This is a genomic window from Paenibacillus residui (assembly GCF_042677205.1).
Lineage (GTDB): Bacteria > Bacillota > Bacilli > Paenibacillales > NBRC-103111 > Paenibacillus_L > Paenibacillus_L residui.
Map to the genome: position 1 here is coordinate 45096 of NZ_JBHTIU010000008.1, position 26386 is coordinate 71481.

Genomic DNA, 26386 nt, shown 5'->3' on the forward strand with positions numbered 1-26386 from the left:
CCTGATCTGATCTGTTACACCCAATCTGCATCTTAGGAGGAAACCAGCTATGGGCTCTAATGTAGTCATGTACGGCTCAGCGATTATTTCTGTACTTATCGTGATTTATATGCTAATCAAGAAAATGGATATCAAGATTACGCTTTTTCTGATGGGGATCATTTTGATTCTGGTCGCCACAGCTATGGGCAACGATATCGCCGTCAAGGGTTTCGAATCGACGGGCTCTATATGGCTGGATCCGCTGCAGGTCATCGTTACTCAGTTCAAGCAGACATTCGCGGCTGCGGGCTTCATCATTCTTCTGCTTGGAGGTTACACCGCCTACATGTCCTCCATCGGAGCGAACGAAGTGACGGTCAGCGCTTTAACGAAGCCTATTTCCAAAATAAAGTCGCCTTATATTCTGGTGCCGATCGTATTTTTGTTAGGAAATTTATTGTCTCTCGTTATTCCGAGTGCGTCTAACTTGGCGATCATTTTGCTGGCAACCTTGTATCCGATTTTAAGAAAAGCGGGCATGTCGGCGCTTTCCGCGGCAGCAGTCATCGCTACATCCGCCACGATCGTTCCTACGCCGCTGGGAAGCGACAACGTCGCCATCGCCGAAGAATTGGCCAAGCATGCGCTGTTCGCCAACTTGACGGTAACGGACTATGCGTTCAGATATCATGCTGTCGTATCCATTCCGACCTTAATCTTTATCGCTCTGGTTCATTATTACTGGCAGAAGCGCATGGACAAGAAAGCAAGCCATTTGCAGGCCGACGCCGAAGTGAACCATGAATCCAAGGAAGACATCGAGATCAAAGGCGGCAAGCTGTTCAAAACGGTTTATGCGATCCTGCCGATCTTCCCGATCATTCTTCTGCTGGGTACTTACGCGGTTAAGCTTACGACAGGCAATGCCATAGAGCTCAGCGTAGAGTCGGCGACCTTGGTATCGCTCGTGCTGGCCATCCTCTGCGAACTCATTCGCCACAAAGGCGACAAAAGCGTGCTGGAAAAAACGGAATCCTTCTTTAAAGGAATGGGCGGAGCGGTTCCGATCGTCGCCCTGCTGGTTGCCGCTTCCGTCTTTGTTACAGGGCTGAAATCCATCGGCTTGGTGGATGCGCTGCAGCAATCGATGCAGAACATCCAAGGAAACGGAATGGACTTCGTTCTGCCGCTTATCCTGGTAGCCATTACTGCGCTAATCGTTATTCTTAGCGGCAGCGGCACGGCCTTGATCTTCGCCATGGTGCCGCTGATGGTTCCATTAGCCGATGCAGCGGGCATTAGCCCGATAGCGATCTCGGTGCCGATGGGACTTGCGGGCAACTTGTTCCGTGCGGTGTCCCCGGTTGCTGCCGTCGTGCTGATCGTTGCCGGTACGGTGAAGACGGATCCGATCGCTATTGTAAAAAGAACGTCGGTTCCTATGATCGCAGGCGTGATCTTTATGTTCGTCCTGTCGATGGTTCTCTTTCTCTAAACTGAAATTCATCATAGTGCCATAGTCACTCATTTTCCCTTCATGGATTCGTATGATCGTTAACGAAAACGAAGGGGATGGAGTGATTATGGCATTTTTTTTAAAAAATACAAGAAAGTATAAGTTTTCATCTATACTTGTTCTTATATTTCATCGGTAAACGCGCCCGTCCTAAGGACGGCGATAGCCGTTTATCCTTGCCACATATAGAATTTACAAGTTTTTGCTTCCTTAATCCCATCAAACTCTATTTGGCGATATAAACAACCTTTAAAAGCGGTCGCTCATCCTCGATGAACTAAGATAATTATTTTTTTATTGACACGTCATATTATTAATAGTAATATTATGACTATGAAAAACACGATTAAAAAATCACCCGTCGCTCTAGCCGTACTTTGTTTTCTGATTGAAGAGCCTATGCATCCTTATCGAATGCAGCAGCTTATTAAGGAGAGGGGGAAAGACGAAGTTATAAACGTTCGCCACCGAACGAGTATTTACCAGACGATCGAACGCTTGCATCGGGACGGAGCCATTGCCATCCAAGGCAAGAAGAAAAATGAAGGGAGACCGGATTTAATTGTTTATGAAATCACGGATCTGGGACGAAATGCCGCATATTCATGGATCCGGGAAATGATCTCCAAGCCGGCTCAGGAGTTTTTAGAGTTTCCAGCTGCGGTTTCATTCCTGGCCATGTTAACGCCTGAAGATGTCGCATTGCTCTTCAAACAAAGAATAGACGCCCTTGAAAATACACTTGCCCGACTTCAAGATCAGTTTGAGATAGGGGCATCACTGGGTCTGCCGCGCTTATTTTTACTTGAGGCCGAATATCAACGAACATTGCTTGTCGCTGAAGTGGAATGGCTCCAATCCGTAATCGCCGATATACAATCGCACAAGCTGACATGGAGCATGGAAGAGCTGCGGGAGAAAGCCGAGCAAATAGATAACCGTATGGAGTGAAAAATAAACTAATTTACGAAAGGGCGTAATTAGATGAACAAGACACTAAATAACTCTTCATCATTCGATGAATCGGTTCCTATCCTCGTAGTAGGAGGAAGTTTGGTAGGTCTATCCTTCTCCCTATTTCTGGCCAGGCAAGGAATTAAACCGTTAGTCGTCGAACGCCATCCGGGGACGGCGATTCACCCGCGCGTGTCGAGCCTGACTGCCCGAACAATGGAAATATTCCGTTCGGCCGGCATCGAGGACGAAATTCGCCGTGAAGAGCCCCCTTTCCCTAGGGAATTCGGCGTTATGTTTGTAGAGAGCTTGGCCGGGGAAATGTTTGATAACCTGATGGAAGATATGAGTGCTTACTTTACGGATGCCAGCCCTGTTGAAGGAAACGGCATCGCACAAGATCTGCTTGAGCCGGTCCTCCGGGAACAGGCTGAGAAAGCCGGTGTCGATTTGCGCTACAACACGGAGTTGATCGAATTCGAAACGGATGCGGACGGCATCTCGGCTACGATTCGCGATCGAATCAGCGGCGAAACGCGCCGTGTTCGGTCCGGGTATATGGTCGGAGCGGATGGCAGTAAAAGTGGAACCCGCGCACAATTAGGGATTGGTCAGCATGGAGAAGGTACGCTCTGCCACCTGATCAGCATCGTTTTCGATGCGGACATTCATGACCTGTTTGGTAGACAAAACGCTCATATGTGTTTTCTCGCCAATGATACCGTAAGCGGAAGTCTCGTTCTGTACCCCGGAACTTTCAGGCGGCCTCATATATACCGGTTGGACGTTGTATTTGATCCTGAAGAGGAAACTATCGACGATTATCCGGAGGAGCGCTGCATTGAATTAGTTAGGGCCGCCATCGGAATTCCTGACATCCCGGTTACAATCAGAAAGATATTGACTTGGGAAATGGCCGGCCGTGTAGCTGATCGCTTCCAAGAAGGGCGCATCTTTTTGGTTGGCGATTCCGCACGGGTTCAACCTCCAAGCGGCGGCTTGGGAGGCAATACCGGTATCGCCGAAGCGCAGAACCTCGCCTGGAAGCTGGCCGCCGTCCTGCGCGGTGAAGCCGGTCCGGCTTTGCTTGCTACTTATGATGCTGAGCGGCGGCCCATCGCGGATTATACGGTAGAGCAGGTCATTATGCTTTCCCAGCAGCGCGAACATGAAGGATCGGAAGGGATTACGGTAAACACCCTGCATGTCAATATGGGTTATCGTTATCAAGCCGGCGCAATCGTACCGGAAGCCGACGGGATGAACCTCCCCATGGTACAGCCGCCCGAGTTATGGACGGGACAGCCGGGAACCCGCGCTGCGCACATCGTTCTCGAACGGGACGGCCAACCTATTTCAACGTTGGATCTATTTGGTTCCCGCTTTGTCCTGCTCGTTGGCCCTGACGGACAGAACGCGTTGAAGGCTGCTCAACATGTTAAAGATGCACTCCGTCTTCCGATGGATATTTATCAGATTGGCGGTCATAGGGCTGACTTCAGCAATCCCGGGAACGATTTTCTTGACGCATACGGAATCACTTCCACGGGGGCTATCCTCGTGCGGCCGGACGGGTACATCGGATGGCGAACACCGGCTGCCGAGGGGAATAAGGAAGAATTGGAACAAGTTATCACCCATGCGCTGTCAACCATCCTCTCTCGTTAAATACATTCTAAAAAGGAAAGGAAGATCATCATGCTTACTTTTGAATATTCCGAAAGCTATGAGTATCCGGCCTCTATCGTTTTTGCACGCCTCATCGATCTAAAGGGGCGAGCTTCCTGGATGAAAGGCATTATTGAGAATCGAGTCACTCCTGAAGAACCTGCCCGGTTGGGGACCAACTATTTCGAAAGCGGAAAATATTCAGGCTTTAAGAGCGAAAAAAATATGGTCGTGACCGAGCTTGTTCAGGATCAATTGTTGACCATAGAGACGGTTCCCGGCGAAAAACAATTTTTTCGTGAAACCTACCGTATTGAGCCGATCTCCGAAAAAGCCTGCCGTGTTCATTTCACCATTCAGGTTGACAATGTTCCGAAGGTAGCCGAATTTTTCATGCGCCAATCGATGAAGAAGGAGCAGCCGAAAACAGCGGCCGGCTTGAAGGCCGTGCTTAATAGCTAACCTTAAAGCAGCAGCTTGATCATTGCCTCGATGCCAAGCGATAACGGCTGTGACGGCTCTCGATCGTTGCCATATGAAAATCTCCGTATGATTCACTAAATGGAAGGAGCAAAAAATGAAACAACAAGAAGATCTGCTGGCCTGCCAACTTCAACTGCAGACTGAAGCATCTGCGATTGTGGAAGAGTTGAACCTTGATCAATTGCTGAAGGCAGCCGGTACACCCGTGAAAGTAGGGAGTGCGGCACTTGGTTTAATGGCTTGGAGAGACCTCGATATGACGGTCGTTTGCTCCAAGTTGAACATCGCTGCAATTACCGGAATAGCTTCACAATTGATGTCCAATCCCGGTATCCGGGATTTGAAATTCATTAACGATACCGGGAAATGGAACACCGACCCGGCCTACCCTGACGGTTATTTTCTCGGAATGACGTATGAGTCCGAGAACGGAAACAAATGGGAGCTGGATATTTGGTTCGTAGATGAACCGGAAAAACAACCCGATCTGCAGCATATTCGCACGATGCCCGATCGTCTTACTCCCGCAGCAATTATTTCTATTTTAAGTATTAAAACCGTATGGGCATCACGGGCCGAGTATGGGGAACAAGTGAAAAGCTTCGATATCTATACCGCCGTTTTAGACCATAATGTGCGCACGCCTGCCGAATTCGAGCAATGGCTGCAAGGCCGTAACGATATATCTCTTTGAACGGCCATTAATGCAGAGAAGGGGGAAACCAGATGCCCGATTTTTCTACCTTAATTACGTATGTGATTGTTGTTATAGGTCTATTTTTGATTCCAGGCCCGGCCGTTCTTCTTACAATTACCCGTACCGTTCAGAACGGGCGCAAAGGAGGCATTATGGCGGGGCTCGGCATCGCAACCGGGGATTTCCTTCACACGTTATTTGCTGCCGTGGGGCTTTCCGCCATACTGATGACCTCGGCTCTCGCTTTCAATGTCGTCAAATATGCGGGGGTGGCGTACTTGTTATATCTAGGGATTTGCGAAATGATAAGGAAGCCCTCCGAACCGCAGCTTCCAAAGGTTGAGTCGGCAGGAGCCTTAAAGTCATATGTATCGGCTACTTTGGCAGAGGTTCTTAATCCGAAGACGGCGCTGTTCTTTCTAGCGTTCCTGCCTCAATTTGTTCATCATGAACGAGGTGAAGCCGTAATGCAGTTTTTGATATTTGGATTCATCTTCGTCATACTAAGTATATTGTATACAACCACGATTGTATTAAGTGTCTCTACGCTTGGTAAAATGGTTAAACGGACGGCATGGATAAACCGTTTAAGCCGTTGGAGCGGCAAGCTCGTCGGAACGATCTATATCGGGTTGGGCTTGAAGGTTGCGTTCCAAAGACAGTAATGACGAGAATGGTCTGCAGCTCTTCCGGTTGGTACTTCGAATATAGCTCAAGCATGGCATCGTTCAGCGGCGCAACCGTTCACTCTAACTATAATCAGGGCTATCACCATTTCGGCCGATAGCCTTATTGCGTTGCCCTTCTTGCGACCGTCATTGACGAATTCCGGACAGACTGCCGCACCCCACCCTACAGATCCATCTTGCTGCCGTGAACCTTCCCCAAGCTCTCTATCCTTGCTCTCCTTGAATTTCCTGGCATTTCAGCAACTGCTTGTAGCTCTTGTTCCATTCTATCATGCACTCGATGATCGGGATTAACTGCCGGCCATGCGGGGTCAAGGAATATTCCACCTTCGCGGGGAACACGGGATAGACCTCGCGGTGTACCAGAAGATCATCCTCCAGCTCCCGTAACTGGGTGGTCAGCGTTTTTTGCGTGATGGGCTGCAGCATTTTCTTGAGCTCGCAAAAGCGGATGGTGTCGTTGCGCAAATGCCACAAAATCATTGCCTTCCATTTCCCGCTTATAATCGAAAAGTCAAAATCCTTTTGACATATTGACATTTTTCTGGCCGGGTCCATAGTTTATCCTCCTCCTGTAGTATCCTTTTGCATACCTGGTATCCTAAATGTGCGCTATTCCCAAGTTTACTTATAGGAATTATAATAAAATTAATGTTCAGAAAAATCAAACCGGAATTGAGGTGAAGACCCCTTTGCTCCAGAAATTTGATGTCATCATTGTAGGGGCGGGCTCCTTCGGCATGAGCACGGGCTATCAGTTGGCCAAGCGGGGAGTCTCTGTACTGCTGATCGATGCGCACGATCCGCCCCACAGCTATGGGAGCCATCATGGAACGACACGCATAGTGAGAGGGGCCTATACGATGGGTGAAAGCTACGTAAAGCTTGCCCTGCGTTCGATAGAGCTGTGGAAGAAGCTGGAGCGGGAAGCGGCGGAGGTGCCGGGGACTTTAGGCCATGACCATGCCACTCTCTATGATCCTATTGGTGTAATCAGCATCGGTCCGCGCGGGTCCCGCTTTATCCGGAGCAAAACAGAGAGCTGCATAGCTTTCGGTATACCGTATGAAGCGCTCAATGCACAGCAAATCCAGGAGCGCTGGCCGGGATTTTCCGTGCCTTCTCATATGGAAGGCCTTTATGAGCCGGAGGGCGGCATTCTGTACAGCGAACAGATTATTGCAAGCTATAGAGCGTTGGCCGTTCATTATGGAGCGAAGCTGCTGCCCAACACCAAGGTGCTGCAACTGGTCTCGGAAGCCGGGGAGCCCTTAGTGGTTACAGAGCGCGGCAGCTTCACCGCAGGCAGCGTCCTCGTCAGCGCAGGTGCGTGGTCGGCACGGGTGCTGCCGGAGCTGCACAACATCATTAAGCCGTACCGCAAACCCATTGCCTGGTTCAAAGCACCGAAGGAACGATACGGGAGAGGTCGGCTCCCCGCTTTTATTTTCAATAACGGGGGGGCTGAAGAATACTTTGGTTTCCCGGCGCTTGACGAATCGGGTTTGAAAATAGGCCGGCATGATGGCGGATATCCCGCTTTGCCGGGTCAGCCCGTACCGCCTTTCGGGGCATATGAGGAGGATGAGGCAGAGCTTCGGCATGCGTTGAATCTATTTTTGCCGGAGGCCGGAGAGCTGCTGGCCGGACAGACCTGCTTGTACGAAAATGCTCCCGGTGAAGAGTTTATTATTGATGAGCTGCCGGGCAGAAGCCGTGTCTGGTTTGCGGGAGGAGGCTCCGGCCATGGCTTTAAATTCGCCAGCGGCATAGGAGAAGCGTTAAGCGTTGCAATGCTGAAAGGAAAGGAACACTACCCTCTCGATTGGGACGCTTTTACATTAAAAGGAGTGAATCTATAATGGCAGTGTCAAAATCCGGATCTTCTTTACTTCTTTCCATTATACTTGTTTGTTCTGTTCTATTTTCCGCCTGCTCCAGTTCCAAAGCCTCCGAAGGCCAGCTTGAAGTTGTGCGAATTGGTTACCAGAAAGGCAATACGCTCAACATTTTGAAGGTAAAGGGAAATCTGGATGAGCGCCTGAAGAAGCAGGGAATCAAGATTGAGTGGAACGTGTTTCCGAGCGGCGGCACGGTGCTTGAGGCGCTGGCTGCAGGCAAAATCGACTACGGCAACGCAGCGGATGGATCGGGTGTATTTGCTCAAGCGAGCGGACAAAGCTTTGTTTACGTCGGAAGCGATCTGCCAAACCCCGAAGGCATGGGCATTATGGTGCATAAGGATTCCGGTATTGCCGGCATTGGCGATCTGAAGGGGAAGAAGGTTGCCGTTGTAAAGGGCGGCAATCATCATTATTTGACTGTGCTTGCCTTGGAAAGCTCGGGGCTTCAATATGATGATGTTGAATATGTGTATGTTAAGGATGCATCGGAGGGCAGAGCACTGTTTGAAACGAAGCAGGTGGATGCGCTGGGCTCCTGGGATCCGTTTTTTGCCACGGTGCAAATGGATTTGCAGCCTGTAACGCTTACGGATGGAAGCCATTATTCGCCAAACCGGACCTTCTATTATGCGACCAAAGAGTTTGCAGAAGCGCATCCGGAAATCGTCAAGGCGATTCTTGAGGAAACCGATGTCTCCGACCAGTGGGCCAATGAAAATAAAGGCGAGGTTGTAAAAATGCTCGCCGGGGAGCTCGGCATAGACGAGGAAAGCCTGGCTAAAATGGTCGAACGCAGAACCTATGGCGTAGAAGCCATTACGAAGGAAATTATTGCTCCGCAGCAGCAGTTGGCAGATACATTTCACAAAATCGGTTTGATCGAACATTCCATTGATGTAAGTTCCTATATGCCTGTCGGGAAAGAATGGGTGCCGGATTTGAAATGATGAAGAAGCGTACGATCGTTAATTTTATGCTGCCATGGCTCCTTCCTCTTCTGATTATCGTTATATGGCAGTGGACGGCCTCTATGGAAATTGTATCCGCGAAAATTTTCCCGACTCCTGTTACGATTGCTGAAACCGGCTGGAAAATGATTGCCAATGGAGTATTGGCGGAGCATATGCTGATCAGTCTGCAGCGCGCCCTGATTGGTCTGCTGATCGGGGGAGGAATAGGATTGGCGATGGGGATACTGAACGCCAGTTTTCATTTATCCTATCGCTTGTTCGATACAACTATCCAGATGGTGCGGAATATACCGCATCTTGCTTTAGTCCCGCTAGTTATTATATGGATCGGAATCGGAGAGTCTTCGAAAATCTTTCTGGTGGCGCTTGGCGTTATGTTTCCGGTTTATGTTAACACTTATCACGGGATAAGGAACGTCAGCAATGATTTGGTGGAAATGGGCAAAGTATACGGCTTGAAGCGGCGGGAAATTTTCAGGCATATTCTACTGCCTGGCGCGCTGCCTTCCATTTTTGTCGGCCTGCGCTATGCGCTCGGTGTGATGTGGCTCACGCTCATTGTGGCAGAGACCATTGCGACCAATTCCGGCATTGGCTATTTGGCGATGAATGCCAGAGAGTTTATGCAAGCAGACATTATCATACTGAGCATCATTATATACGCATGCTTTGGTAAAATCGCAGATTTGCTGGCCAAATGGCTGGAAAAAGGGCTGCTTAAATGGAACCAGACTTATCATCCGTAAACATTGGTGGGAAAGGAGTTTCTCTATGACCCGTTCTGCGGTTATCCCGGAAGGAAAAAACGGAGTGCTTATTCAAATTAAGGCCGTAACCAAGTCATTCCAGCAGCATGACGTGCTCAAAAGGCTTGACATCACTTTATATCCCGGGCAATTCACCAGTATCATTGGAAAAAGCGGAAGCGGAAAAAGCACGCTGCTAAAGCTGATTTCCGGGCTGGATGCGCCGTCGGAAGGCGATATTCTGCTGGATGGAGAAGCGCTTAATGGCATTAGCGGCAGCACGACGATGATGTTTCAGGATTCGCGTCTGCTGCCGTGGAAAAGTGTGATAGATAACGTAGGAATCGGTCTGCAGGGCGAATGGAGACCTAAAGCGCTCCATTTTCTGCAGCAGGTAGGACTAGAGAATAAAGCAGATCAGTGGCCTTCTACACTGTCGGGCGGCCAAAAGCAGCGGGTCGCCCTGGCACGCGCATTGGTGCGCAATCCCCGGATGCTGCTGCTCGATGAGCCGCTCGGCGCGCTGGATGCTCTTACCCGGCTTGAAATGCAGCAGCTCATCGAACGGCTGTGGCTGGAGCAGCGGTTTACCGCTCTATTGGTTACCCATGATGTCAATGAGGCCATTACTTTATCCGATCGCATTCTATTGCTTGAGGATGGAGACATTGCTCTTGACATGGACATTGATCTGCCGCGTCCCCGCTCTAGAACGGACTCTCAGGTTGGGAAGTGGGAGAGACAAATTTTGGACCGCATTATGCGGAACTCTTCATAAAAAATGCAGTAAAGTTGAGGACATCAGACTATGGACCGATTAGACAATATGTTTGTGTTGAGCGCGGAACAAGAACGGCGCTTGAAGGCAATCGGCGAGCTTGCGGACGGCTTTGCAGAGGAAGCCCACCGTGTGGATGCCGAGCATGATTTTGCCTATGCGCATATCGAGGCGCTGCGCAGGCTTGGTTATTTCTCGTATACTGTACCGGCTGACGAAGGGGGAGAAGGCATATCCCTGTATGAGTTTGTCCTGTATCAGGAGCGGCTGGCACAGGGGGATGCCTCGATTGCCTTAGGCGTCGGCTGGCATTTGGGGGTTGTTTATGATCTGAATCATAAGAAGCAGTGGACGGAGGCTGCGTTGACCGATTTGAATGAGAAGATTGTCAAAGATCAGCACTTGGTGAATCGCGCAGCGACCGAGAAGGCTTCAGGGAGCCCGACACGCGGAGGCAAGCCGCTGACAACCGCCAAACGGCGGCAGGACGGTTCTTATGTGTTAAATGGCAGAAAAACGTTCACTACGCTTTCTCCTGTGCTGGATCATTTTATTGTTACGGCGAGTGTTGAAGAGGACACGGCCGAATTTCTCATTCCGCGAAATACGGCAGGTCTTCGCATCGAAGAAACCTGGCATACGCTAGGCATGCGCGGAACAGCCAGCCATGATCTGGTGCTGGAGGACGTTGTATTGCCCGAGTCTGCACTGGCCTGTCTGCTTCCCAAGAAATCAGCCTCGGCGGCAACGCCATATTTGCTTCATATACCTGCATGCTACCTTGGCATTGCGCTTGCCGCCAGGAAGGAAGCGATCAAATTTGCTTACAGCTATCATCCCAATTCCTTGCCCGCTCCGATTATCCATTTGCCGAATATCGTTCAGCAGCTTGGCCAAATCGAACTGGAGCTGCATGCAGCCAGACATTTTCTGTATAGTGTGGCGGCAAGATGGGATCGGCAGGTGCTGCCGCCTGAGCGGTTAAATGCAGAGCTGAATGCGGTGAAAGTGACCGCCGTTCAGACGGCCATGTCTGTCGTTGATAAAGCGATGCGCATCGCAGGCGCACATAGTCTTGCATTGGACCATCCGCTGCAGCGGTTGTACCGCGATGTACGATTTGGCTTGCATAACCCGCCTATGGAGGATGCTGTGCTTTCCATGCTCGGCAAGCTGGCCATTTCCGATTACGAGGACGCGTACGGGCGCGGCAATGCCCCCTCAACACGCTCTGAAGGAAGATAGTTCCCGAGATTTTTAAAGAAAGCGCCCGTTGACCGGACCGTGGGTTATACAGTCCGGCAGCGGGCGCTGCCATGGATAAAATGATTAAGGATAATAAGAGCGGAGCGCTTCTTTAATGCCCAGAGGATTTCTGCGAAGATCCTTCGCGCTGAAGAAGATATCCCCTTTAATCTCGGAATAGCGCTTGTTGTATTCCAACTGATTAATAATTTCCTGCGCACTCTGCCAGCCGGCTTCCTTCGTCCCCAGCTTATACGGAGAATGGCCGATGTACAGGTCCACTCCGGTTCCCTTCACCTCTTGCACCCACCAATCCACCAGCTTGTCATATCTGGCGGCCGGAAAGGAAAGGCTCCAGTACAGCTGCGGATTGATATAGTCGATCCATCCTTCCTTGATCCAGGTGCGAACATCGGCATACATACTGTCATATGCCGTCAGCGAGGCCTTCGTATCCGAACCGGTCTTGTCCGTCGACTGGTTGCGCCATACGCCGAACGGGCTGATTCCAAAGCGGACCTGAGGCTTGGCGCTGTTGATCGCTTGTCCGAGATCACGCACAAATGCATTGATATTGCTGCGTCTCCAGTCGGCCTTCGAGGCGATTTTGTCCGGATTATATGTCAGGAAAGTCTGGTCATCCGCAAATTCTGTATTCGACGGATAAAAATAATCATCCAGATGGACCCCGTCAATATTATAATGGTTTACCACTTCCATGATCGCGTCGATAATGTGTTGGCGCGCTTGCGGAATGCCCGGATTGATGTACAGCTTGCCGCCTGCATTGACGATCCAGTCCGGCTGCTGCTTCACAATATGGCTGGAGGCAAGCTGCTCGGTGTTGGTGTCAACGGCGGCGCGGAACGGATTGAACCAGGCATGAAACTCCATATTCCGCTTGTGGGTTTCCTCTATCATGAAGGATAGCGGATCATAATCGGGGGCAAGACCTTGAGTGCCCGTCAAATATTTGGACCAGGGGACAAGCTCCGATGGATACAAGGCGTCTGCGGCAGGACGAACCTGCACGAATACCGCGTTCATCCCTAACTCCTGCAGCTCGTCGAGCAGCTCGCGGAATTCCTCCATCTGCTGAACAGACTTGCCGTAAGAGGCTTGCGACGGCCAGTCGAGATTATAGACGGTTGATATCCATACTCCGCGCAGCTCGCTCTTCTCGCCCTTGCCATCGCTGTCCGGGGCTGCCTTCTCTGATCCCGGTAAGCCCTCTCCGGCCCCGGCAGCGGGGACAGGCGCTTCACTATCGTCCGTAGTCAATGTAATACGCTGATCCTGCTGGTTCCAGCCGACCTTCAGGCCGAGCTGCTCCGCGATAAAGCGAATCGGCACCATCGTATAACCGGATTTGTTTGCGACGGGAGCATCAAGCGCTGCGCTTTGCCCATTGACTATAGCATTCGACAATCCTTGCTTCATAATAATCAGCTTGCCGTCTCCTCCTCTGATCGTTGCTTGCCGCTCCTGCTGATTCCAGCTTACCTCTGCGCCCAATGCTTCGCTTATAAGGCGCAACGGCACCATCGTTACGTACACTTCGGGGACGATGTAGGGAGAGACGTCGCTCTCCAGTCTTTTACCGTCCAATACTATTTCGATTTCCCGGGCAGCGCCGGAAGCTGCGGCGGCTTCAGCGGCCGGTGTTACCCATGTAAGAAGCATAACTGCGACCATTATCCAAACGAACCGGTTCCTTCCTCCCATCCTGCTGGCTTCCTCCTGTTTTCATTTAATCTAGTAAACTTTTCCTCTAACATTAGACGCCGGAATGTAGTATTTGTTGCACATGCAATTGATTTCGTTTGGAGAGTTGTAGAAATCTTAGTGGATTTAGCCCCCGAGGGGACTTATCGCATGGATCGGATTTGGTGCTGCGCAGCGGCATGGGGGGATAATCGTATTCCCGCCTAGTTGCCATTTTGGCCTGGGAGAAGGAAAGCGTCTAGCTTGAAAATCCGTCTATGTTTACTATCTGCCGGTGCCGCGGTCAGAGACATGGGGATCTAACTGTATTTTATGCAGGTAGATTGAAGCGAAAGGGGCGAGGGGACTTGACTAGATGGAAAAACTACATTTAAAATGGAGTATTTTTGCTGATATTCTTCTTTTTGTACGAAATAGATGGAGTTTTTCCATTTAGTGTTCATTTTTTGCCCTGAAGAAGCAAAACTAGCTGTATGAAATCCATTTAGACGCGCTATTCCGCTTGTATGACTCCAGCAGAAAATGGAAATAAATCCATTTTCGAGGTATCTGTCTTATTTTGCGACTATTTAGCCATTGCCGGGAATACGTACAAGGTTGTTCTTCGGTGATGATCTTTTTTATGGGAGCGGATTTTTCCTTTTTTGTATATAATTGGTTTTGGAACCGAATAGCGGGTATGCTGATCCCATTAAGGATATGGAGAGATAATAAGTATCGTCAAAAGGGGTGGGTGTTGTTGAGCAAAAAAAGCATAGGGGAATCCTTGAAAATATTGCTTGTTCTGGCTGGAATTATACTCGTTCTGATCGTTATCCTAGGATTTTCAGTCTACTCGTTACTAAGCTTCAATTTTATCCATATCCGGATTTCATCGATCGGTTCGGTGTTCGCTTTTATGGGGTTAGTCCTGCTGGGGACGGGGGTTTTGGGTATCGTAGGCACCTTGCTGGACAGCTTGAGAAGGCATTTGCTTAAGGAACGCTTCCAATTATCCGTTAAGATCCTGCAGGAGCTCGTGCTGATTGCCGTTTTTGGAGTGATCATTCATACAATTGACCAATGGATCGATGGAATAGAGATCGGGAATGTACTAACGGAAATTTTGTTGACTCTTTTCTTATACGGGCTTATCGCCCTTCTTGGAAAACTGGGCAAGCAAATTCGGAAGCAGGATGCCGAAGAGATAGCCAGGCGCCGCTTATGAACGATAAGCCGACATGCAAAAAAACCGAGGGCTCCCCTCGGTCTATAGTATTCGCGGGAAGAAAACAGATTCCGCTAATGCGCGGTTTGTCCGCCGTCCACGGTGAAGGTTTGACCGGCCGCGAAGCTGGCGGACGGCGAGGACAAGAAAACAACCATTTCCGCGATCTCTTCCGGTTTCGCAGGCCGTCCTGCCGGTACATTGCCGACTACCGTCTTCCGAAATTCGGGGTCGTCCATCCATCCTTTGGTCATCGGAGTCTCCGTTAGTCCCGGCGCAACCGCGTTCACCCGAATGCCCTGCGACGCATATTCGATCCCTGCCGCTTTGGTCAATCCGACCACGCCATGTTTCGCGGCAACGTAAGGAGCCATGAACGGATCTGCAATCAGCCCGGCTACGGAAGCCGTATTCACAATCGTACCGGCAATATTGAGCCGCAGAGTCGGCATTTCGCTAATTGTATACTATGCCGCCGTCAATCATCACCGATTGTCCGGTCATATAATCCGAGTCCGGGGATGCTAGATAGGAAACGAAGTTCGCCACATCTTCCGGCTCTTGAGTGCGGCCTAATGCAATATCTTCTGCAAATTTTTTGAAGGCTTCTCCTTTTTGTAATCCCATGTATCCGACCATCGCCGCATCAATGCGATCCCACATGCCTGTTCCGACAATTCCGGGACAATAGGCGTTGACGGTGATTTTATTTTTGGCAAGCTCCTGCGCGGCGACCTGGGTCAATGCGCGGACAGCAAATTTGGAAGCCGAATAGATCCCGAGCATGGCAAAGCCCCGGTGTCCTGCAATGCTGCAGGCGTTGATTATTTTCCCGCCGGTTTCTTGTTTTTTCATTTGTTCGGCCGCCGCTTGAATGCCGTATAATACACCGAATACGTTCACTTGAAAAAGCTTTTCCAGCTTGGCCGGCTCGACATCCGTCAGCGGCGATACCTGGTCAATTCCCGCGTTATTGACAAAAACATCGACTCTTCCAAAGTGATCGACCGCCGTCTTGACTAAAGTTTTTTGATCTTGCTGCTTGGAAACATCGCCAACGAATGAAGCTGCATTAATATTCTGTTCTTTAAATTCATTGACAGTAGCGTTAAGCACTTCTTCGTTCATATCACTTAAGACGATGGCGAAACCGTCATGTGCCAAACGTTTGGCAATACCTTTCCCGATTCCTTGCCCTGCACCCGTAATGACTGCTACTTTTTGGCTGTTCTCCATTTATCATCATCTCCTGAACCATGGTTACTTATTTCCGTCTAGAATCTGGATGGAATAAACGTATTATGTTCCATTCATCCATCGATTAGTCGTCAATTTCTCTGGAGTGATCGACCGTTCTGACGTCAGGAATGCAGCACAATGAGCAGTAAACGCAGTTGCTTTGATGAGGGACAAAATTGCACCATTGAATAACGGCGTAGCGCGGATTCTCAAGATTCAAGTGGATTCAGGGTTCGACTATGTGTTGATATTATGGATTTTAAACAGCGGGTCAAAACACAAGAAGCAAGTGAATTGTTCGGAATGCGATTGGAAAATTGACATGGTATCGATGGTTTGCTATGACGACGTGATGCCGGGAAAGAATAAACAGACTGATTTAATTCCGAGTAGCCGCTATCGGATTTCTAGTATTTTTCTTAGTACAAGCAATGATATAATCAGGTCATGGACTTGAATAGCGGTGGATCGTGACCACGGCGCAGCTTCCCGTTAGATAGGGGGTGAGCCTTAAGGCCCCCTTTCTTTATGGTGCAACTATTTGATGGAAAACATCGTTTTGAAGGTAGGGGGTGGCGGGTTTGCTTAAAGCAAGGATTCCTATATATATGAGTATGTTGCTTGTACTGATCGCATTGTTCGTTGTTGGGTGCGACGGCCCAAACAACGATGACACGAAGGGGAAGGTTATGAGTTTAACCGGCGTGTTAAAAAGTGATTTTTCAAATGTAAATGAAATCGATGTACAATTCAGTGATGGAAACAAGTTTTCAGTTACTGATTCGAAAACAATCCAAGATATTGTTTCCCGGATCAAGAGCATTGAGGTTCGAGAAACAGATAGTAAAGGCGTCGGGTATTTGTATTTTTTTGATTTGAAAGACGGAAATCAAACGTATCGTTTGGATAGTAATTTGACATTTGGCGGAAAGAATTACGAATCCACTAACGATAATTCAAAAAAACTAAATGATTTTATTCTAAAATTAGGTAGAGACAGAATTCCTGGGTTGCTTCCAGGTGTGCAGTAAGGGCGGGGATGGCACCATACCCTACGTACGCACTACCGCCACCACTGTCCTCGGAGATGATGTCTATGTTCTGTGCTCAGAACTCCAATACGACCAGAATTTCATTTACAGAATAAACCTGAAAACGAATAAGGCCGAGAGGATCGTGAGCTCGGGAGTCAGATGGTTCAAGATTAGCGATAACAAATTGTACTATGTAAAAGACGAGGATAACATGTTATATTCTTCTGCACTAGACGGGACGGGTGAAATGAAACTGTCCGACCATGCCGTGTCATGGTTTGACAGCATCGCCGGCAAAGTATTTTATACAACCGAGAAGGATACGAACCGATTCGAGCTGTACCAGGCCGATCCGAACGGGAAAGATCCGCTTGTATGGAAAACGCCAATAGCCGGCGTGCAAGTGTTGAACGACCGGCTCATCTGCCATGTTGGCGAAAATGATGATTACGGCGTCGTACTGCTGGATGGTTCAGGTCAACTGGTGCTGAAAGTGGCGGATCCGATCTCTCGTGTGCTTACTTCGGATGAAGGGGTTTTACTTAAATCTGCTCGAGATTCCTCGGTCAAATTCATTCGTTGAACGAAAAAACCGGACGAAAAGGCGCTCCTGCCTTTCCCGTCCGGTTTCTTCCATATATGCTCTTCCCCGTATCCACTAGAAAAACGATTCGCGATTCCGAATCCTAAAAATGTACGTCCAAGTTGCGGCTTTCTTACGAATCGTAAAGAATCCCTCGAAAAATCTTTGCTTTCATTGTAACATAGGCGAGAGGAATAGCCGCAAGGAAAGCCCTACGAAAGGAAAGAGGGGGAGGGGTATGAGTAGAACGAAAATTGCAATATACCTCTTTATATTCGTCTTAATTCTAACCGGTATACGACTCGCCTGGTTACAAATACAGGGTTCATCGAGAGCCGTAGCAGTTTCCGGAGGTGTGCTGGATTTAAGCGAGTGGAACAAAGAGCAAGCTCCGCTATTGCTACTGAACGGAGAATGGGTTTTTTATCCCAACGAACTGATCCATTCCAAAATGGAACCCATAACGGAACAAAAACTCGTACAACTGCCGTCAAGCTGGGAAGATGAGCTTCCGGAAGGATTGGGTTATGCGACGTATCGGTTAAGGCTCATGTTAAACCCGGCGTACTCAGGTGCTTACAGCATACGCGTCCCTTCCATTCCGTCATCGTCCGCATTGTACGTGAACGGAGAACGGATTGCCGGGTCCGGCAATCCTGCGGCACGAGAGGAAGATTTCATACCCGGCAACCTTCCGTATATAGGGACGTTTATCCCGGATCAAGGCATTGTCGATATCGTCATTCATGTAGCCAATTACGATAATCACGCTATTAACGGAATTATGCAGCCGATCAAGTTTGGGACGGAAGAGGCGATTCGCAAGGCGTATTCGGTATCAGCAGGGCTTCAAGCTGCGATATTTCTGTTTCTGTTCATGCATGCCGCATATGCTGTCGCCCTATTCGCTATGGGAGCCCGTCATAAAGCGCTGCTTTCTTTCTCTATGCTGATGCTTAGCGCAATGCTGTCTATTATTACGGATGATGACCGCATTTTGTTGGACTGGTTTGGAATTGGTTATCTTTGGGGGTGGAAGCTGTACTACCTATCGTTTCTCGGTGTATCTGTTTTCCTGTTGAAGTTTACCAATGATCTGCTGACATCCTTCGTGCGGCTTGCTCTCTTTACACGCTGGTACGGTATAATTTGTACGATTTATGCAGCTTGCGTCGTGATTTTGCCTCCCGACATATTGAGCTATACGGACCTGCTTCATACCTTGCTGACTCTGGTGCCTTTTGTCCTGGTGCCGCTATATGTTTATCGTGCAATACGGCAAGGCTATCAGGATATGATCTATATTTTGTTCGCAATGACGGCTTTCACCGCAAGTACCCTGTGGGGGGTTCTCAAGACAGCCGGTCTGGTCAGCAGCGACTACTACCCTTTCGATTTGTTGGCCGGGTTTTCTTGTTTGGCCTTGTTTTGGTTCAAGGATTATTTTCGCCATTCTGAGAAAACGGCTAAGCTTACACGGCAATTGCAGGCACAGGACAAACAGAAAGACGAATTTCTGGTCGCTACTTCCCATGAACTGAGAAATCCGCTGCACGGTATAATGAATATGGCACAAGCCGTTATGGACAGCGGGGGAAGTATAGATAATGGGAGCAACCGGGCGCGAATGGAGCTGCTTCTTGCGGTTGGCAAGCGAATGTCCGTGCTGTTGGACGATCTGATGGATCTGAAGCGATTTAAGGAAGGACGCGTACGAATTTATCCGGCCAAACTCCATCTGTCCAATGTAACGGCAGGTGTATTGGATATGATTCGCTACCTCGCCGAAGGGAAGCCGATTGAGCTTAAGAGCGAAGTTTCGGCTTCGTTACCTCCCGTATATGCAGACGAGAATCGGCTCATCCAGATATTGTTCAATCTAATTCACAATGCAGTCAAATTTACGAATGAAGGCATAATCCGAGTTCGTGCTTTCGACAAGGATGGAAAAGTACATATCGAAATATCCGATACTGGAATCGGGATGGATGAGCAGACGGTAAGCCGCATTTTCCTGCCCTACGAACAAGGGCCTTCCGATGAGTCCAGTAAAGCGACGGGGTTAGGCTTGGGGCTGGCAATTACAAAGCAGCTAGTCGAGCTGCATGGAGGTTCACTATCAGTAACATCGACGCCTGGTCAGGGGTCGGTATTCGTATTTACACTGCCGGTCGCTGACATCGAGAATGAGATTCCGGACAGCATGATCGAAGAAAATCCCGCCAGTTCCGTCGCCGCTTCGGCTGAAGCAGCCGCTGCCATGCCGGATTACAAGGGCAGCGACAGGCCGCGTATCCTGGCTGTGGATGACGATCCCGTCAATTTGCGTGTCCTCCAAAGTGTTCTGCCGTCAGAAAGCTATGAACTCGCGACGGCAGTAAGTGGAGCCGAAGCGCTCTCCCTTCTGGAACAAGGAAATTGGGATTTACTGATCGCTGATGTCATGATGCCGGGCATGTCGGGATATGAATTGGCCCGGCGCGTCAGAGAACTTTTCTCGCTTACAGAGCTGCCGATTCTGCTGCTTACGGCACGCAGCCGTACCGAGGATATCGAAGCCGGCTTCCGCGCCGGGGCGAACGACTACGTTACGAAACCGGTCGATTCGCTTGAATTGAAGTCGCGGGTTCGCGCTTTGACGGAGGTCGTCCGCGCCGCGCGCAACCAGGCACGTATGGAGGCTGCATGGCTGCAAGCACAGATCAGACCGCATTTTCTGTTTAATGCACTTAACTCTATTTCTGCATTAAGTGAAATCGACATCCGCCAAATGCAGGCTTTGCTCGAAAGCTTCGGACAATACTTGAGAACCAGCTTCGATTTTCAAAATACGGATCAGCTTGTCCCATTGCAAAAGGAGCTCGAACTCGTCCGTGCTTATTTATATATTGAGAAGGTGCGCTTCGGGAGCCGTATTCACGTCGAATGGAATGTAGATGACAATCTGAAGCTATCGATTCCTCCGCTCACACTCCAGCCGCTGGTTGAAAATGCGGTTCGTCACGGAGTGCTTGCCCGCAAGCAAGGGGGGAGGATTGCGATTACCGTTGCTGACATGGGAACGCATGCTGTTGTGTCGGTACGGGACGACGGCGTCGGCATGGACGAGGACGTCATTCGGCAAGTGCTGCAGAAGAAAGACATGGATGGCAGGAGAAAAGGAATCGGACTCTACAACACCAATTACCGGCTGAAGCAGCTTTATGGCGAAGGATTGCAAATTGTCAGCAATCCAGGCCAAGGAACGACCATCACCTTCTCCGTACATAAATAAAAATGTATTATCACAGCAATTTCTACATTTTAGAGATGGAAACCACATGCTGATCCGGCCGGACTAGTGCAAATACGAAATCGTTGGATAGTTTACGGTAAGAAGAGTTTACGTTCGGATGAACAAGCTTCCTGCCGGCCGGGAAGCTGAACTCTTTCATTATGTTTTCGAACAGCCTCTGCTCTTGTTCAGGGTGATGCTTTCCAATGGAGATAAGCGTATGGGAGCGATCCATGCCGGAAAGAGGGTGGGGGCCCTTATCCGCTGCGATGTAAGGAACCCTTTTGCCCAACTGCCATGGGCCATAGGAGCTTAAGGAAAGAACTCCACTCGGAACATATTGATCGGAAGCCCCCGAAACGGGCAATGCTTGGCTTAATAATGCCTCCTTCTCCAGCGCGGATCTTCCGAATGAAGAAATGCGGCCAAAGTTCCTTAAGACGAATGCCCGTCCTGCTGCCAGAAGCGGATGGGTTATCGCCATGTTTCTAAAAATCATCGCATTGTTGTTTTGGATTTCATTCGCTCCCTCTCTTTGTTCTTTGGAATAATCTTCAAGCAATTTATCGGAATCGGGATGATTCTGCATAGCCAGCGCCAGCCTCCAAGCCAGTCTCCAGGCTCCGAGCACTCCGACCATCATCCCCGCACCGGCCGAAGGGCCCATGGCATGTGCCGCATCTCCCGCCAACAGCCATCTTCCTTTTCGATAATGATCGCTCTGCCCTTGCCCCAATCGGAACGCGCTTGCCCAAAGCAGACGTTTGACTTTGGCATCCGGCAATTTTTCCTTTAATAATCGATGGATAAATTCCGGGCTTGTAGCTTCGCTTCTGCTTTCTTCTTTATTGATTCGGTAAATGAGTCTCCAGCGGCCGGGAGCAAAGTAGAAGAACCCATAGGGACGTTGGGGATCCAATACAATATTTGAGATGTCCTGCGAAAGCCCGCATTTCAATTCAAAATCTGCAACGGCCGAATCCATGCCGTAATCCCTCCATGTTTTTCCGATGTTCAGTTTCTCCCGAATGAGCGACTTGGCCCCGTCACATCCAACCCCCCATGGGGATTCCAGCTCGTAAATCCGATCATGACATTGAACTTTGACCGTTATGGCGTGCTCCGTTTGCCCGATATCGATTACTTTATGCCCTCTGTTAATTTCAACATAACCCGTGGACCGTGCCGCTTCTTCCAAAATCATTTCCGTATCATGCTGCGGCAACTGCAGGGAGAAAGGGTAGGGGGACGCTATGCCTTCGAAAGACCAGCTAAGCAATTTTCCACGGCGGCTTTCAAACTGATGACAAGTGCGAAGAACCCCTTTCTTATAAAAAGGGTGATAAATCCCCAGCCATTCCAACAATTCCAGTCCTCTCGGCATCCATGTGATCGCTCTGGATTCGTCCGGCGAAGTAGCCTTGTCCCGAGCTTCCAGAACGATAGAAGGAATCCCGTAACGAGACAGGGCAATGGATAATGTCAGTCCGACCGGTCCTCCGCCTATGATGATCACTTTGTTTATTGAAGCATTCATTCTGTTCACCCTTCATTTATTTATTAAGTACTTACTAAGTGAAATTTATCAGGGAATGTTCGAGTTGTCAAATCCGCCTTATAGGGTTGACTGTTTTCCAATCGGTCTTATGGTTACAATGAGAATATCAGACTGCTCTATAAAGTTTCGCAGAAGGGGGAGACGATCATTCGTTATTTGTACGAATTTATCAAGCATCCCGACGATTTGCCCGTCAAGCTGTTCGTCAACAGCGTCAATCATGTCCGCTTCCATTGGCATAAAGAAGTCGAAATGATCTATGTGCTTCAGGGCTCGGTTCTGGTCTACGTCGATCAGCGCCAATTCATTCTGCATCAGGACGATATCATCGTAATTAACAGCATGTCGGTTCATCAGATCGAGCGAACGCAGGAGGATAATGTGCTGTTGACCTGGCAGTTTAATCCGGAATGGCTGGGCGGAGATGCTCTGATCGAATGCAATTCCACGGTTCAGAGCGAACGCAACCGCTCGAAGTATGACAGAATTCGCCGCGATCTGGCCCGAATCGTGCAAGAAATGAATAAGAAAGCGCCGGGCTATCGCAGTTACGCAATCGGCCGCATGCAATTGCTCTGCGGTCACCTCGTTCGTTATTTCTCGATCGGAACAATAGAGACCAGCCCGACGGCTTCCGACGATTACAAACGGCTGAACCGCATCCTGCAATATGTTGATCGAAACTACAGCCAGAAGATTACGCTGCAGACCATTGCGGATCAGGAGCATCTGAGCCTGCATTATTTCTCCCATTTTTTCAGCGATAAGATCGGCATACCGTTTCAGAAATATTTGACGCTTGTCCGGCTGGAGAAGGCGCAGGAGCAGCTGATCAACAGCACGAACAGCATTACGCAAATCGCGCTGGATTGCGGTTTCGCCAATGTGAAATTGTTCAACAAATATTTCAAGGAAAAATACGGCTGCACGCCGGGGGCGTTCCGGGAGGCCGCAGCCAAATCCAAGCTACCGGAGACCGCGCGGAAGCCGCAGACGTACGAGGAATCGGAGAACGGCGATTACTATGAAACGGACACGATTCAGGCGATGGAATCGCTGTATCGATATCTGGACAGTCATGACGGCGGCGAAGCCTCTCGCGGTTCGCTGCAGGATGCGGCTGTGACTGTGGCAGAAGTGTCGCTGCATGCCGATGCGCGGGGGACAACGTACGAGAAGCACTGGAACCGGATGACTGCAGCGGGCCGGGCGGTCGAGGGGCTGCGTGAGGATTGGCGCCGGCAGTTCGCGGATATGCAGCGCAGGTTTCCGTTTCGGCATATCCGGTTTCATGGCATTTTCAACGACGAAATGATGGTCTACAACGAAACGCCTGACGGAAAGCCGGTGTACAATTGGTCGTATGTGGACAAGCTGTATGATTTTCTGCTGAAGCATGGCGCCAAACCATATGTCGAACTGGGGTTTATGCCTTCCTTGCTGCGAAGATCCGGCGAGACGATCTTCTGGTGGAAAGGGAATATCGCTCCGCCGGCCGATCAAGCCAAATGGGATGCGCTGGTCCGCGAATTCGTGCGCCACTGCCTTAACCGCTACGGAGCGGAAGAAGTGCGGCAGTGGTATTTCGAAGTCTGGAACGAGCCGAATTTGCCGGGCGTATGTTGGGCGGGGTCGAAGGAAGAGTATTTTGCCTTCTATGAATCGACGGCGCGTGCGATCAAGTCGGTGTCTGCGGAATTGAAGGTCGGCGGGCCGGCCCTCGGTTATGGCTCGCTCTGGAACGACCGATGGACGGAACAGTTCCTGGCTTATTGCAGAGATCGCGATGTGCCGCTTGATTTCTTCTCGTTCCATGTCTATTCCGATTATCCGTACCGCAAGGGGGAAGCGAATCCGCTCACGACAATGATGCCCCCCTCTTTTTATATGGACAACATCAGAAGTGTGAAACAGAAGCTGGAAGCGGAAGGCCGGTCGCATCTTGAGCTTCATATAACGGAATGGAATTTCTCTATGTACGACCGCAACCTGGTCCACGATACGATGTTTATGGCGCCGTTCGTCATTTATCATGCCTTGACGACCTTGGGCAGCATCCACGCGCTGGCGTTCTGGACTTTTACGGATGTGTTCGAGGAAAGTCCGGTGCCGCCTGCGCATTTTTACGGCGGGTTCGGACTGGTCAATCGCGACGGGCTGCGGAAGCCGGGCTATTACGCTTTTCAACTGCTTCATCAGTTGGGAGACCGGATCGTGGCGCAGGGAGATGGATATATCGCAACGACAAGCGATGACGGCCGCCTGCGGATATTGCTGTACCATTATGTCCATGTGGATCATCTGTATACCAGCGGAGACTGGTCGGGCTTATCGGAGACGAACCGGTATTCCGTATTTGAAGAGAGAGGGGATAAAGCCTTTCGCATCACAATCGAAGGACTGGCCGGCCGTTATAAATTGACGAGCTACACGCTTGATCGGGAGCATGGTTCTGTGTTCGATGAATGGGTTCGGCTCGGGGCGCCGGCAGCGATGACCGAAGAGGAGATCGAATATCTCCGCGGGAGAAGCGGTCCGGAAATGACAACGGAATGGATAGACGGACAGGAGCTTTGGCAGAAGGAGCTGGTTTTGCCTCCCCACGGCGTTCTGCTGCTGGCATTCGACAGGCAATATTGAACATAACGCGGTGCCGGCAGGCACCCCGGATACTACCCCCGGATTCGGGGGTTTTTTCTTGCTGTATTAGTCCCATATGCAGGCAATAAGCGGACCGTTGAACAGAAACGGAGAACAAAAAATGCCCCCCAAGAAGGCAAATAAGGACGCGAAAGCGTTCCCAAGGAGGGGTATACTAACGGTAAGTTTTACAGATCATAGTTGCAAAGGGGGATGCTTATGGATCGTTTTATGAAATGGATGACGGAGAAGTTCGCTCCGCGCCTGGAGGCATTTACGAAGAACGTCTGGGTCGATTCGATCCAGGAAGCGATAATGGTTACCTTGCCGATGATTTTCATCGGTTCGCTGATTACCCTGATCTCGATCGTTAAAGATTTTGTTCCGGCCATGCCGGATTTGACTCCGATCACGACATTCAGCTTCGGCCTATTGGGCATGTTTATCGCTTTTCTGACGCCGTATACGGTCATGCACAAAAAAGGAAGAGAGAAAGTGAAGCTGATTGCCGGAGCGACGGGGCTATCGTTATTCCTGATGCTGCTCAAGCCCGACATTAATGAGGACGGGACGATTCAATTTGTTCTGGAGCGCTTCGGCCCTTCCGGGATGATCACTGCGCTGCTTGTAGGTGTCGTCGTAGCCGTCATGATGAATATGTTCAACAACTTCTCGCTGTTCAAGAAAGACACGAAATTACCGGAATTTATCGTTGATTGGTTTGATTTTCTGGTGCCGATCGCCATCGTTCTGACGGGCGGGTGGCTGCTTGTATACCAATTGCATTTTGACATTTTTGCGTTGATAGTAAGTGCGTTCGAGCCGATTCAAGCGGTCGGTCAAAGTCTTCTCGGTATCATTCTGTTCAATTTCCTCGGCGTAGTGCTCTTTTCTTTCGGGGTCAGTCCGTGGGTGATGACGCCGATCTGGTATGCCATCTGGATACCGGCTATCGAGCAGAACGCATCGCTTGTAGCACAGGGCTTGGAACCGGTCAACATCAATACATTCGAAACCTTCTTCTCCGGCTGGATCGGCGTAGGGGGACTCGGAGCAACACTTCCGCTTGTCGTCTGGTTTTTGTTCGCGAAATCGACGAAATTGAAATCGATAGGCAAGGCGACGATCGTTCCGTCTTTGTTCAACATCAACGAACCGGTCATTTACGGAGCGCCGGTTGTTTTTAACCCGATTCTGATGATTCCGATGTGGATCATCGGGCTGGTGACGCCGATCATCGTTTATTTCGCGCTTGATCTCGGTCTCGTGCCTATTCCGAGCCAGGTATTCCAGTTGTGGTATACCCCGATGGGGCTGTCGACGTACATGATGGCGGGCATTCGAGGCGTTATCTTGCTGGCTATTATCCTGCTTCTGGTATTCGCTATCTGGTTTCCGTTCTTCAAATTGTATGATGCGCAAGAATTGAAGAAAGAGCGGGATGAGGCGAAACAACAGCAAAGCTAGAAAAAGAAAGGGATTGGAGAGATAAA

The 26386-nt window shown here is 49.8% G+C and carries 22 protein-coding genes; 17 read left to right on the forward strand and 5 right to left on the reverse strand.

The window, feature by feature from the left end; translation table 11 throughout:
* Nucleotides 1–49: 49 nt before the first annotated feature.
* From dcuC to ACFQ03_RS02260, 6 genes are all read left to right on the forward strand, one after another.
* Nucleotides 50–1477, forward strand: a complete 1428-nt coding sequence (gene dcuC, locus ACFQ03_RS02235; protein ID WP_379285775.1) for a C4-dicarboxylate transporter DcuC — start codon at nt 50–52, stop codon at nt 1475–1477.
* A 348-nt stretch (nt 1478–1825) separates the two neighbouring features.
* Nucleotides 1826–2449 carry a PadR family transcriptional regulator gene (locus ACFQ03_RS02240; RefSeq protein WP_379285777.1) on the forward strand — a complete coding sequence of 208 codons (624 nt, stop codon included), beginning with the start codon at nt 1826–1828 and terminating at the stop codon, nt 2447–2449.
* Nucleotides 2450–2482: 33 nt separating this feature from the next.
* A complete protein-coding gene (locus ACFQ03_RS02245) occupies nt 2483–4120 on the forward strand; it encodes an FAD-dependent monooxygenase (protein WP_379285779.1) in 1638 nt (545 codons plus the stop codon).
* Nucleotides 4121–4150: 30 nt separating this feature from the next.
* Nucleotides 4151–4582: an SRPBCC family protein gene (locus ACFQ03_RS02250; protein ID WP_379285781.1), complete on the forward strand. Its 432-nt coding sequence runs from the start codon at nt 4151–4153 to the stop codon at nt 4580–4582.
* A gap of 115 nt (nt 4583–4697) precedes the next feature.
* Nucleotides 4698–5297: a hypothetical protein gene (locus tag ACFQ03_RS02255; protein WP_379285783.1), complete on the forward strand. Its 600-nt coding sequence runs from the start codon at nt 4698–4700 to the stop codon at nt 5295–5297.
* Between the two features lie 32 nt (nt 5298–5329).
* On the forward strand, nt 5330–5965 hold the full coding sequence (locus tag ACFQ03_RS02260; RefSeq protein ID WP_379285785.1) for a LysE family translocator: 636 nt from the start codon (nt 5330–5332) through the stop codon (nt 5963–5965).
* A gap of 228 nt (nt 5966–6193) precedes the next feature.
* Here the strand turns inward: ACFQ03_RS02260 and ACFQ03_RS02265 are convergent, their stop codons facing one another.
* Complete coding sequence (locus tag ACFQ03_RS02265; RefSeq protein WP_379285787.1) at nt 6194–6547, reverse strand: winged helix-turn-helix transcriptional regulator; 354 nt, start codon at nt 6545–6547, stop codon at nt 6194–6196.
* 134 nt (nt 6548–6681) lie between these two features.
* Here ACFQ03_RS02265 and solA point away from each other — a divergent pair, with 134 nt between their 5' ends.
* The 5 genes from solA to ACFQ03_RS02290 are packed head-to-tail and all read left to right on the forward strand — an operon-like array spanning nt 6682 to nt 11633.
* Nucleotides 6682–7851 (forward strand): N-methyl-L-tryptophan oxidase, encoded by a 1170-nt coding sequence (solA, locus tag ACFQ03_RS02270; protein ID WP_379285789.1) that lies wholly within the window; start codon nt 6682–6684, stop codon nt 7849–7851.
* Nucleotides 7851–8840, forward strand: a complete 990-nt coding sequence (locus ACFQ03_RS02275; protein ID WP_379285791.1) for a sulfonate ABC transporter substrate-binding protein — start codon at nt 7851–7853, stop codon at nt 8838–8840. Before solA ends, ACFQ03_RS02275 begins: the two co-directional genes overlap by 1 nt.
* Nucleotides 8837–9610: an ABC transporter permease subunit gene (locus ACFQ03_RS02280; RefSeq protein WP_222126682.1), complete on the forward strand. Its 774-nt coding sequence runs from the start codon at nt 8837–8839 to the stop codon at nt 9608–9610. The genes ACFQ03_RS02275 and ACFQ03_RS02280 overlap by 4 nt, the downstream gene beginning before the upstream one ends.
* A gap of 25 nt (nt 9611–9635) precedes the next feature.
* Nucleotides 9636–10388, forward strand: a complete 753-nt coding sequence (locus ACFQ03_RS02285; protein ID WP_379285794.1) for an ATP-binding cassette domain-containing protein — start codon at nt 9636–9638, stop codon at nt 10386–10388.
* A 30-nt stretch (nt 10389–10418) separates the two neighbouring features.
* Nucleotides 10419–11633, forward strand: a complete 1215-nt coding sequence (locus ACFQ03_RS02290) for an acyl-CoA dehydrogenase family protein (RefSeq protein WP_144938542.1) — start codon at nt 10419–10421, stop codon at nt 11631–11633.
* A gap of 84 nt (nt 11634–11717) precedes the next feature.
* Here ACFQ03_RS02290 and ACFQ03_RS02295 read toward each other — a convergent pair whose 3' ends face one another.
* On the reverse strand, nt 11718–13358 hold the full coding sequence (locus ACFQ03_RS02295) for a family 10 glycosylhydrolase (protein ID WP_379285797.1): 1641 nt from the start codon (nt 13356–13358) through the stop codon (nt 11718–11720).
* A gap of 739 nt (nt 13359–14097) precedes the next feature.
* Between ACFQ03_RS02295 and ACFQ03_RS02300 the strand changes: the two genes are divergently transcribed.
* The gene (locus ACFQ03_RS02300) at nt 14098–14565 is read left to right on the forward strand and encodes a hypothetical protein (RefSeq protein WP_379285799.1); all 468 of its coding nucleotides are present in this window, start codon (nt 14098–14100) and stop codon (nt 14563–14565) included.
* Between the two features lie 74 nt (nt 14566–14639).
* On the opposite strand, the gene ACFQ03_RS02305 is transcribed toward ACFQ03_RS02300, so the two are convergent.
* Nucleotides 14640–15017: an SDR family NAD(P)-dependent oxidoreductase gene (locus ACFQ03_RS02305; RefSeq protein ID WP_379285801.1), complete on the reverse strand. Its 378-nt coding sequence runs from the start codon at nt 15015–15017 to the stop codon at nt 14640–14642.
* 4 nt (nt 15018–15021) lie between these two features.
* A complete protein-coding gene (locus ACFQ03_RS02310; RefSeq protein WP_379285803.1) occupies nt 15022–15801 on the reverse strand; it encodes an acetoin reductase in 780 nt (259 codons plus the stop codon).
* Between the two features lie 584 nt (nt 15802–16385).
* Here ACFQ03_RS02310 and ACFQ03_RS02315 point away from each other — a divergent pair.
* The 3 genes from ACFQ03_RS02315 to ACFQ03_RS02325 all read left to right on the forward strand — a co-directional run bounded on the left by ACFQ03_RS02315 (nt 16386) and on the right by ACFQ03_RS02325 (nt 20695).
* Complete coding sequence (locus tag ACFQ03_RS02315; RefSeq protein WP_379285805.1) at nt 16386–16835, forward strand: hypothetical protein; 450 nt, start codon at nt 16386–16388, stop codon at nt 16833–16835.
* A complete protein-coding gene (locus tag ACFQ03_RS02320; RefSeq protein ID WP_379285807.1) occupies nt 16825–17421 on the forward strand; it encodes a DUF5050 domain-containing protein in 597 nt (198 codons plus the stop codon). Before ACFQ03_RS02315 ends, ACFQ03_RS02320 begins: the two co-directional genes overlap by 11 nt.
* 238 nt (nt 17422–17659) lie before the next feature.
* Nucleotides 17660–20695, forward strand: coding sequence for a hybrid sensor histidine kinase/response regulator (locus tag ACFQ03_RS02325; RefSeq protein ID WP_379285809.1), 3036 nt, complete (start codon nt 17660–17662; stop codon nt 20693–20695).
* Nucleotides 20696–20717: 22 nt separating this feature from the next.
* Here the strand turns inward: ACFQ03_RS02325 and ACFQ03_RS02330 are convergent, their stop codons facing one another.
* On the reverse strand, nt 20718–22232 hold the full coding sequence (locus ACFQ03_RS02330; protein ID WP_379285812.1) for an FAD-dependent oxidoreductase: 1515 nt from the start codon (nt 22230–22232) through the stop codon (nt 20718–20720).
* A 177-nt stretch (nt 22233–22409) separates the two neighbouring features.
* On the opposite strand from ACFQ03_RS02330, the gene ACFQ03_RS02335 reads away from it, so the two are divergent.
* Together ACFQ03_RS02335 and ACFQ03_RS02340 are read left to right on the forward strand one after the other, a co-directional pair.
* The gene (locus tag ACFQ03_RS02335; protein ID WP_379285814.1) at nt 22410–24893 is read left to right on the forward strand and encodes a GH39 family glycosyl hydrolase; all 2484 of its coding nucleotides are present in this window, start codon (nt 22410–22412) and stop codon (nt 24891–24893) included.
* 219 nt (nt 24894–25112) lie between these two features.
* Nucleotides 25113–26360 (forward strand): PTS sugar transporter subunit IIC, encoded by a 1248-nt coding sequence (locus ACFQ03_RS02340; protein WP_379285816.1) that lies wholly within the window; start codon nt 25113–25115, stop codon nt 26358–26360.
* Nucleotides 26361–26386 lie beyond the last annotated feature (26 nt).

Bases quoted from the DNA above. Each gene is read 5' to 3' on its own strand.
- ACFQ03_RS02340 (WP_379285816.1), top strand. From the start codon at position 25,113: ATGGATCGTTTTATGAAATGGATGACGGAGAAGTTCGCTCCGCGCCTG.
- ACFQ03_RS02330 (WP_379285812.1), bottom strand. From the start codon at position 22,232: ATGAATGCTTCAATAAACAAAGTGATCATCATAGGCGGAGGACCGGTC.
- ACFQ03_RS02290 (WP_144938542.1), top strand. From the start codon at position 10,419: ATGGACCGATTAGACAATATGTTTGTGTTGAGCGCGGAACAAGAACGG.
- ACFQ03_RS02280 (WP_222126682.1), top strand. From the start codon at position 8,837: ATGATGAAGAAGCGTACGATCGTTAATTTTATGCTGCCATGGCTCCTT.
- ACFQ03_RS02295 (WP_379285797.1), bottom strand. From the start codon at position 13,358: ATGGGAGGAAGGAACCGGTTCGTTTGGATAATGGTCGCAGTTATGCTT.
- ACFQ03_RS02305 (WP_379285801.1), bottom strand. From the start codon at position 15,017: ATGCCGACTCTGCGGCTCAATATTGCCGGTACGATTGTGAATACGGCT.
- dcuC (WP_379285775.1), top strand. From the start codon at position 50: ATGGGCTCTAATGTAGTCATGTACGGCTCAGCGATTATTTCTGTACTT.
- ACFQ03_RS02285 (WP_379285794.1), top strand. From the start codon at position 9,636: ATGACCCGTTCTGCGGTTATCCCGGAAGGAAAAAACGGAGTGCTTATT.
- ACFQ03_RS02240 (WP_379285777.1), top strand. From the start codon at position 1,826: ATGACTATGAAAAACACGATTAAAAAATCACCCGTCGCTCTAGCCGTA.
- ACFQ03_RS02260 (WP_379285785.1), top strand. From the start codon at position 5,330: ATGCCCGATTTTTCTACCTTAATTACGTATGTGATTGTTGTTATAGGT.
- ACFQ03_RS02250 (WP_379285781.1), top strand. From the start codon at position 4,151: ATGCTTACTTTTGAATATTCCGAAAGCTATGAGTATCCGGCCTCTATC.
- ACFQ03_RS02310 (WP_379285803.1), bottom strand. From the start codon at position 15,801: ATGGAGAACAGCCAAAAAGTAGCAGTCATTACGGGTGCAGGGCAAGGA.
- ACFQ03_RS02275 (WP_379285791.1), top strand. From the start codon at position 7,851: ATGGCAGTGTCAAAATCCGGATCTTCTTTACTTCTTTCCATTATACTT.
- ACFQ03_RS02325 (WP_379285809.1), top strand. From the start codon at position 17,660: ATGAGTAGAACGAAAATTGCAATATACCTCTTTATATTCGTCTTAATT.
- ACFQ03_RS02265 (WP_379285787.1), bottom strand. From the start codon at position 6,547: ATGGACCCGGCCAGAAAAATGTCAATATGTCAAAAGGATTTTGACTTT.
- ACFQ03_RS02255 (WP_379285783.1), top strand. From the start codon at position 4,698: ATGAAACAACAAGAAGATCTGCTGGCCTGCCAACTTCAACTGCAGACT.
- ACFQ03_RS02245 (WP_379285779.1), top strand. From the start codon at position 2,483: ATGAACAAGACACTAAATAACTCTTCATCATTCGATGAATCGGTTCCT.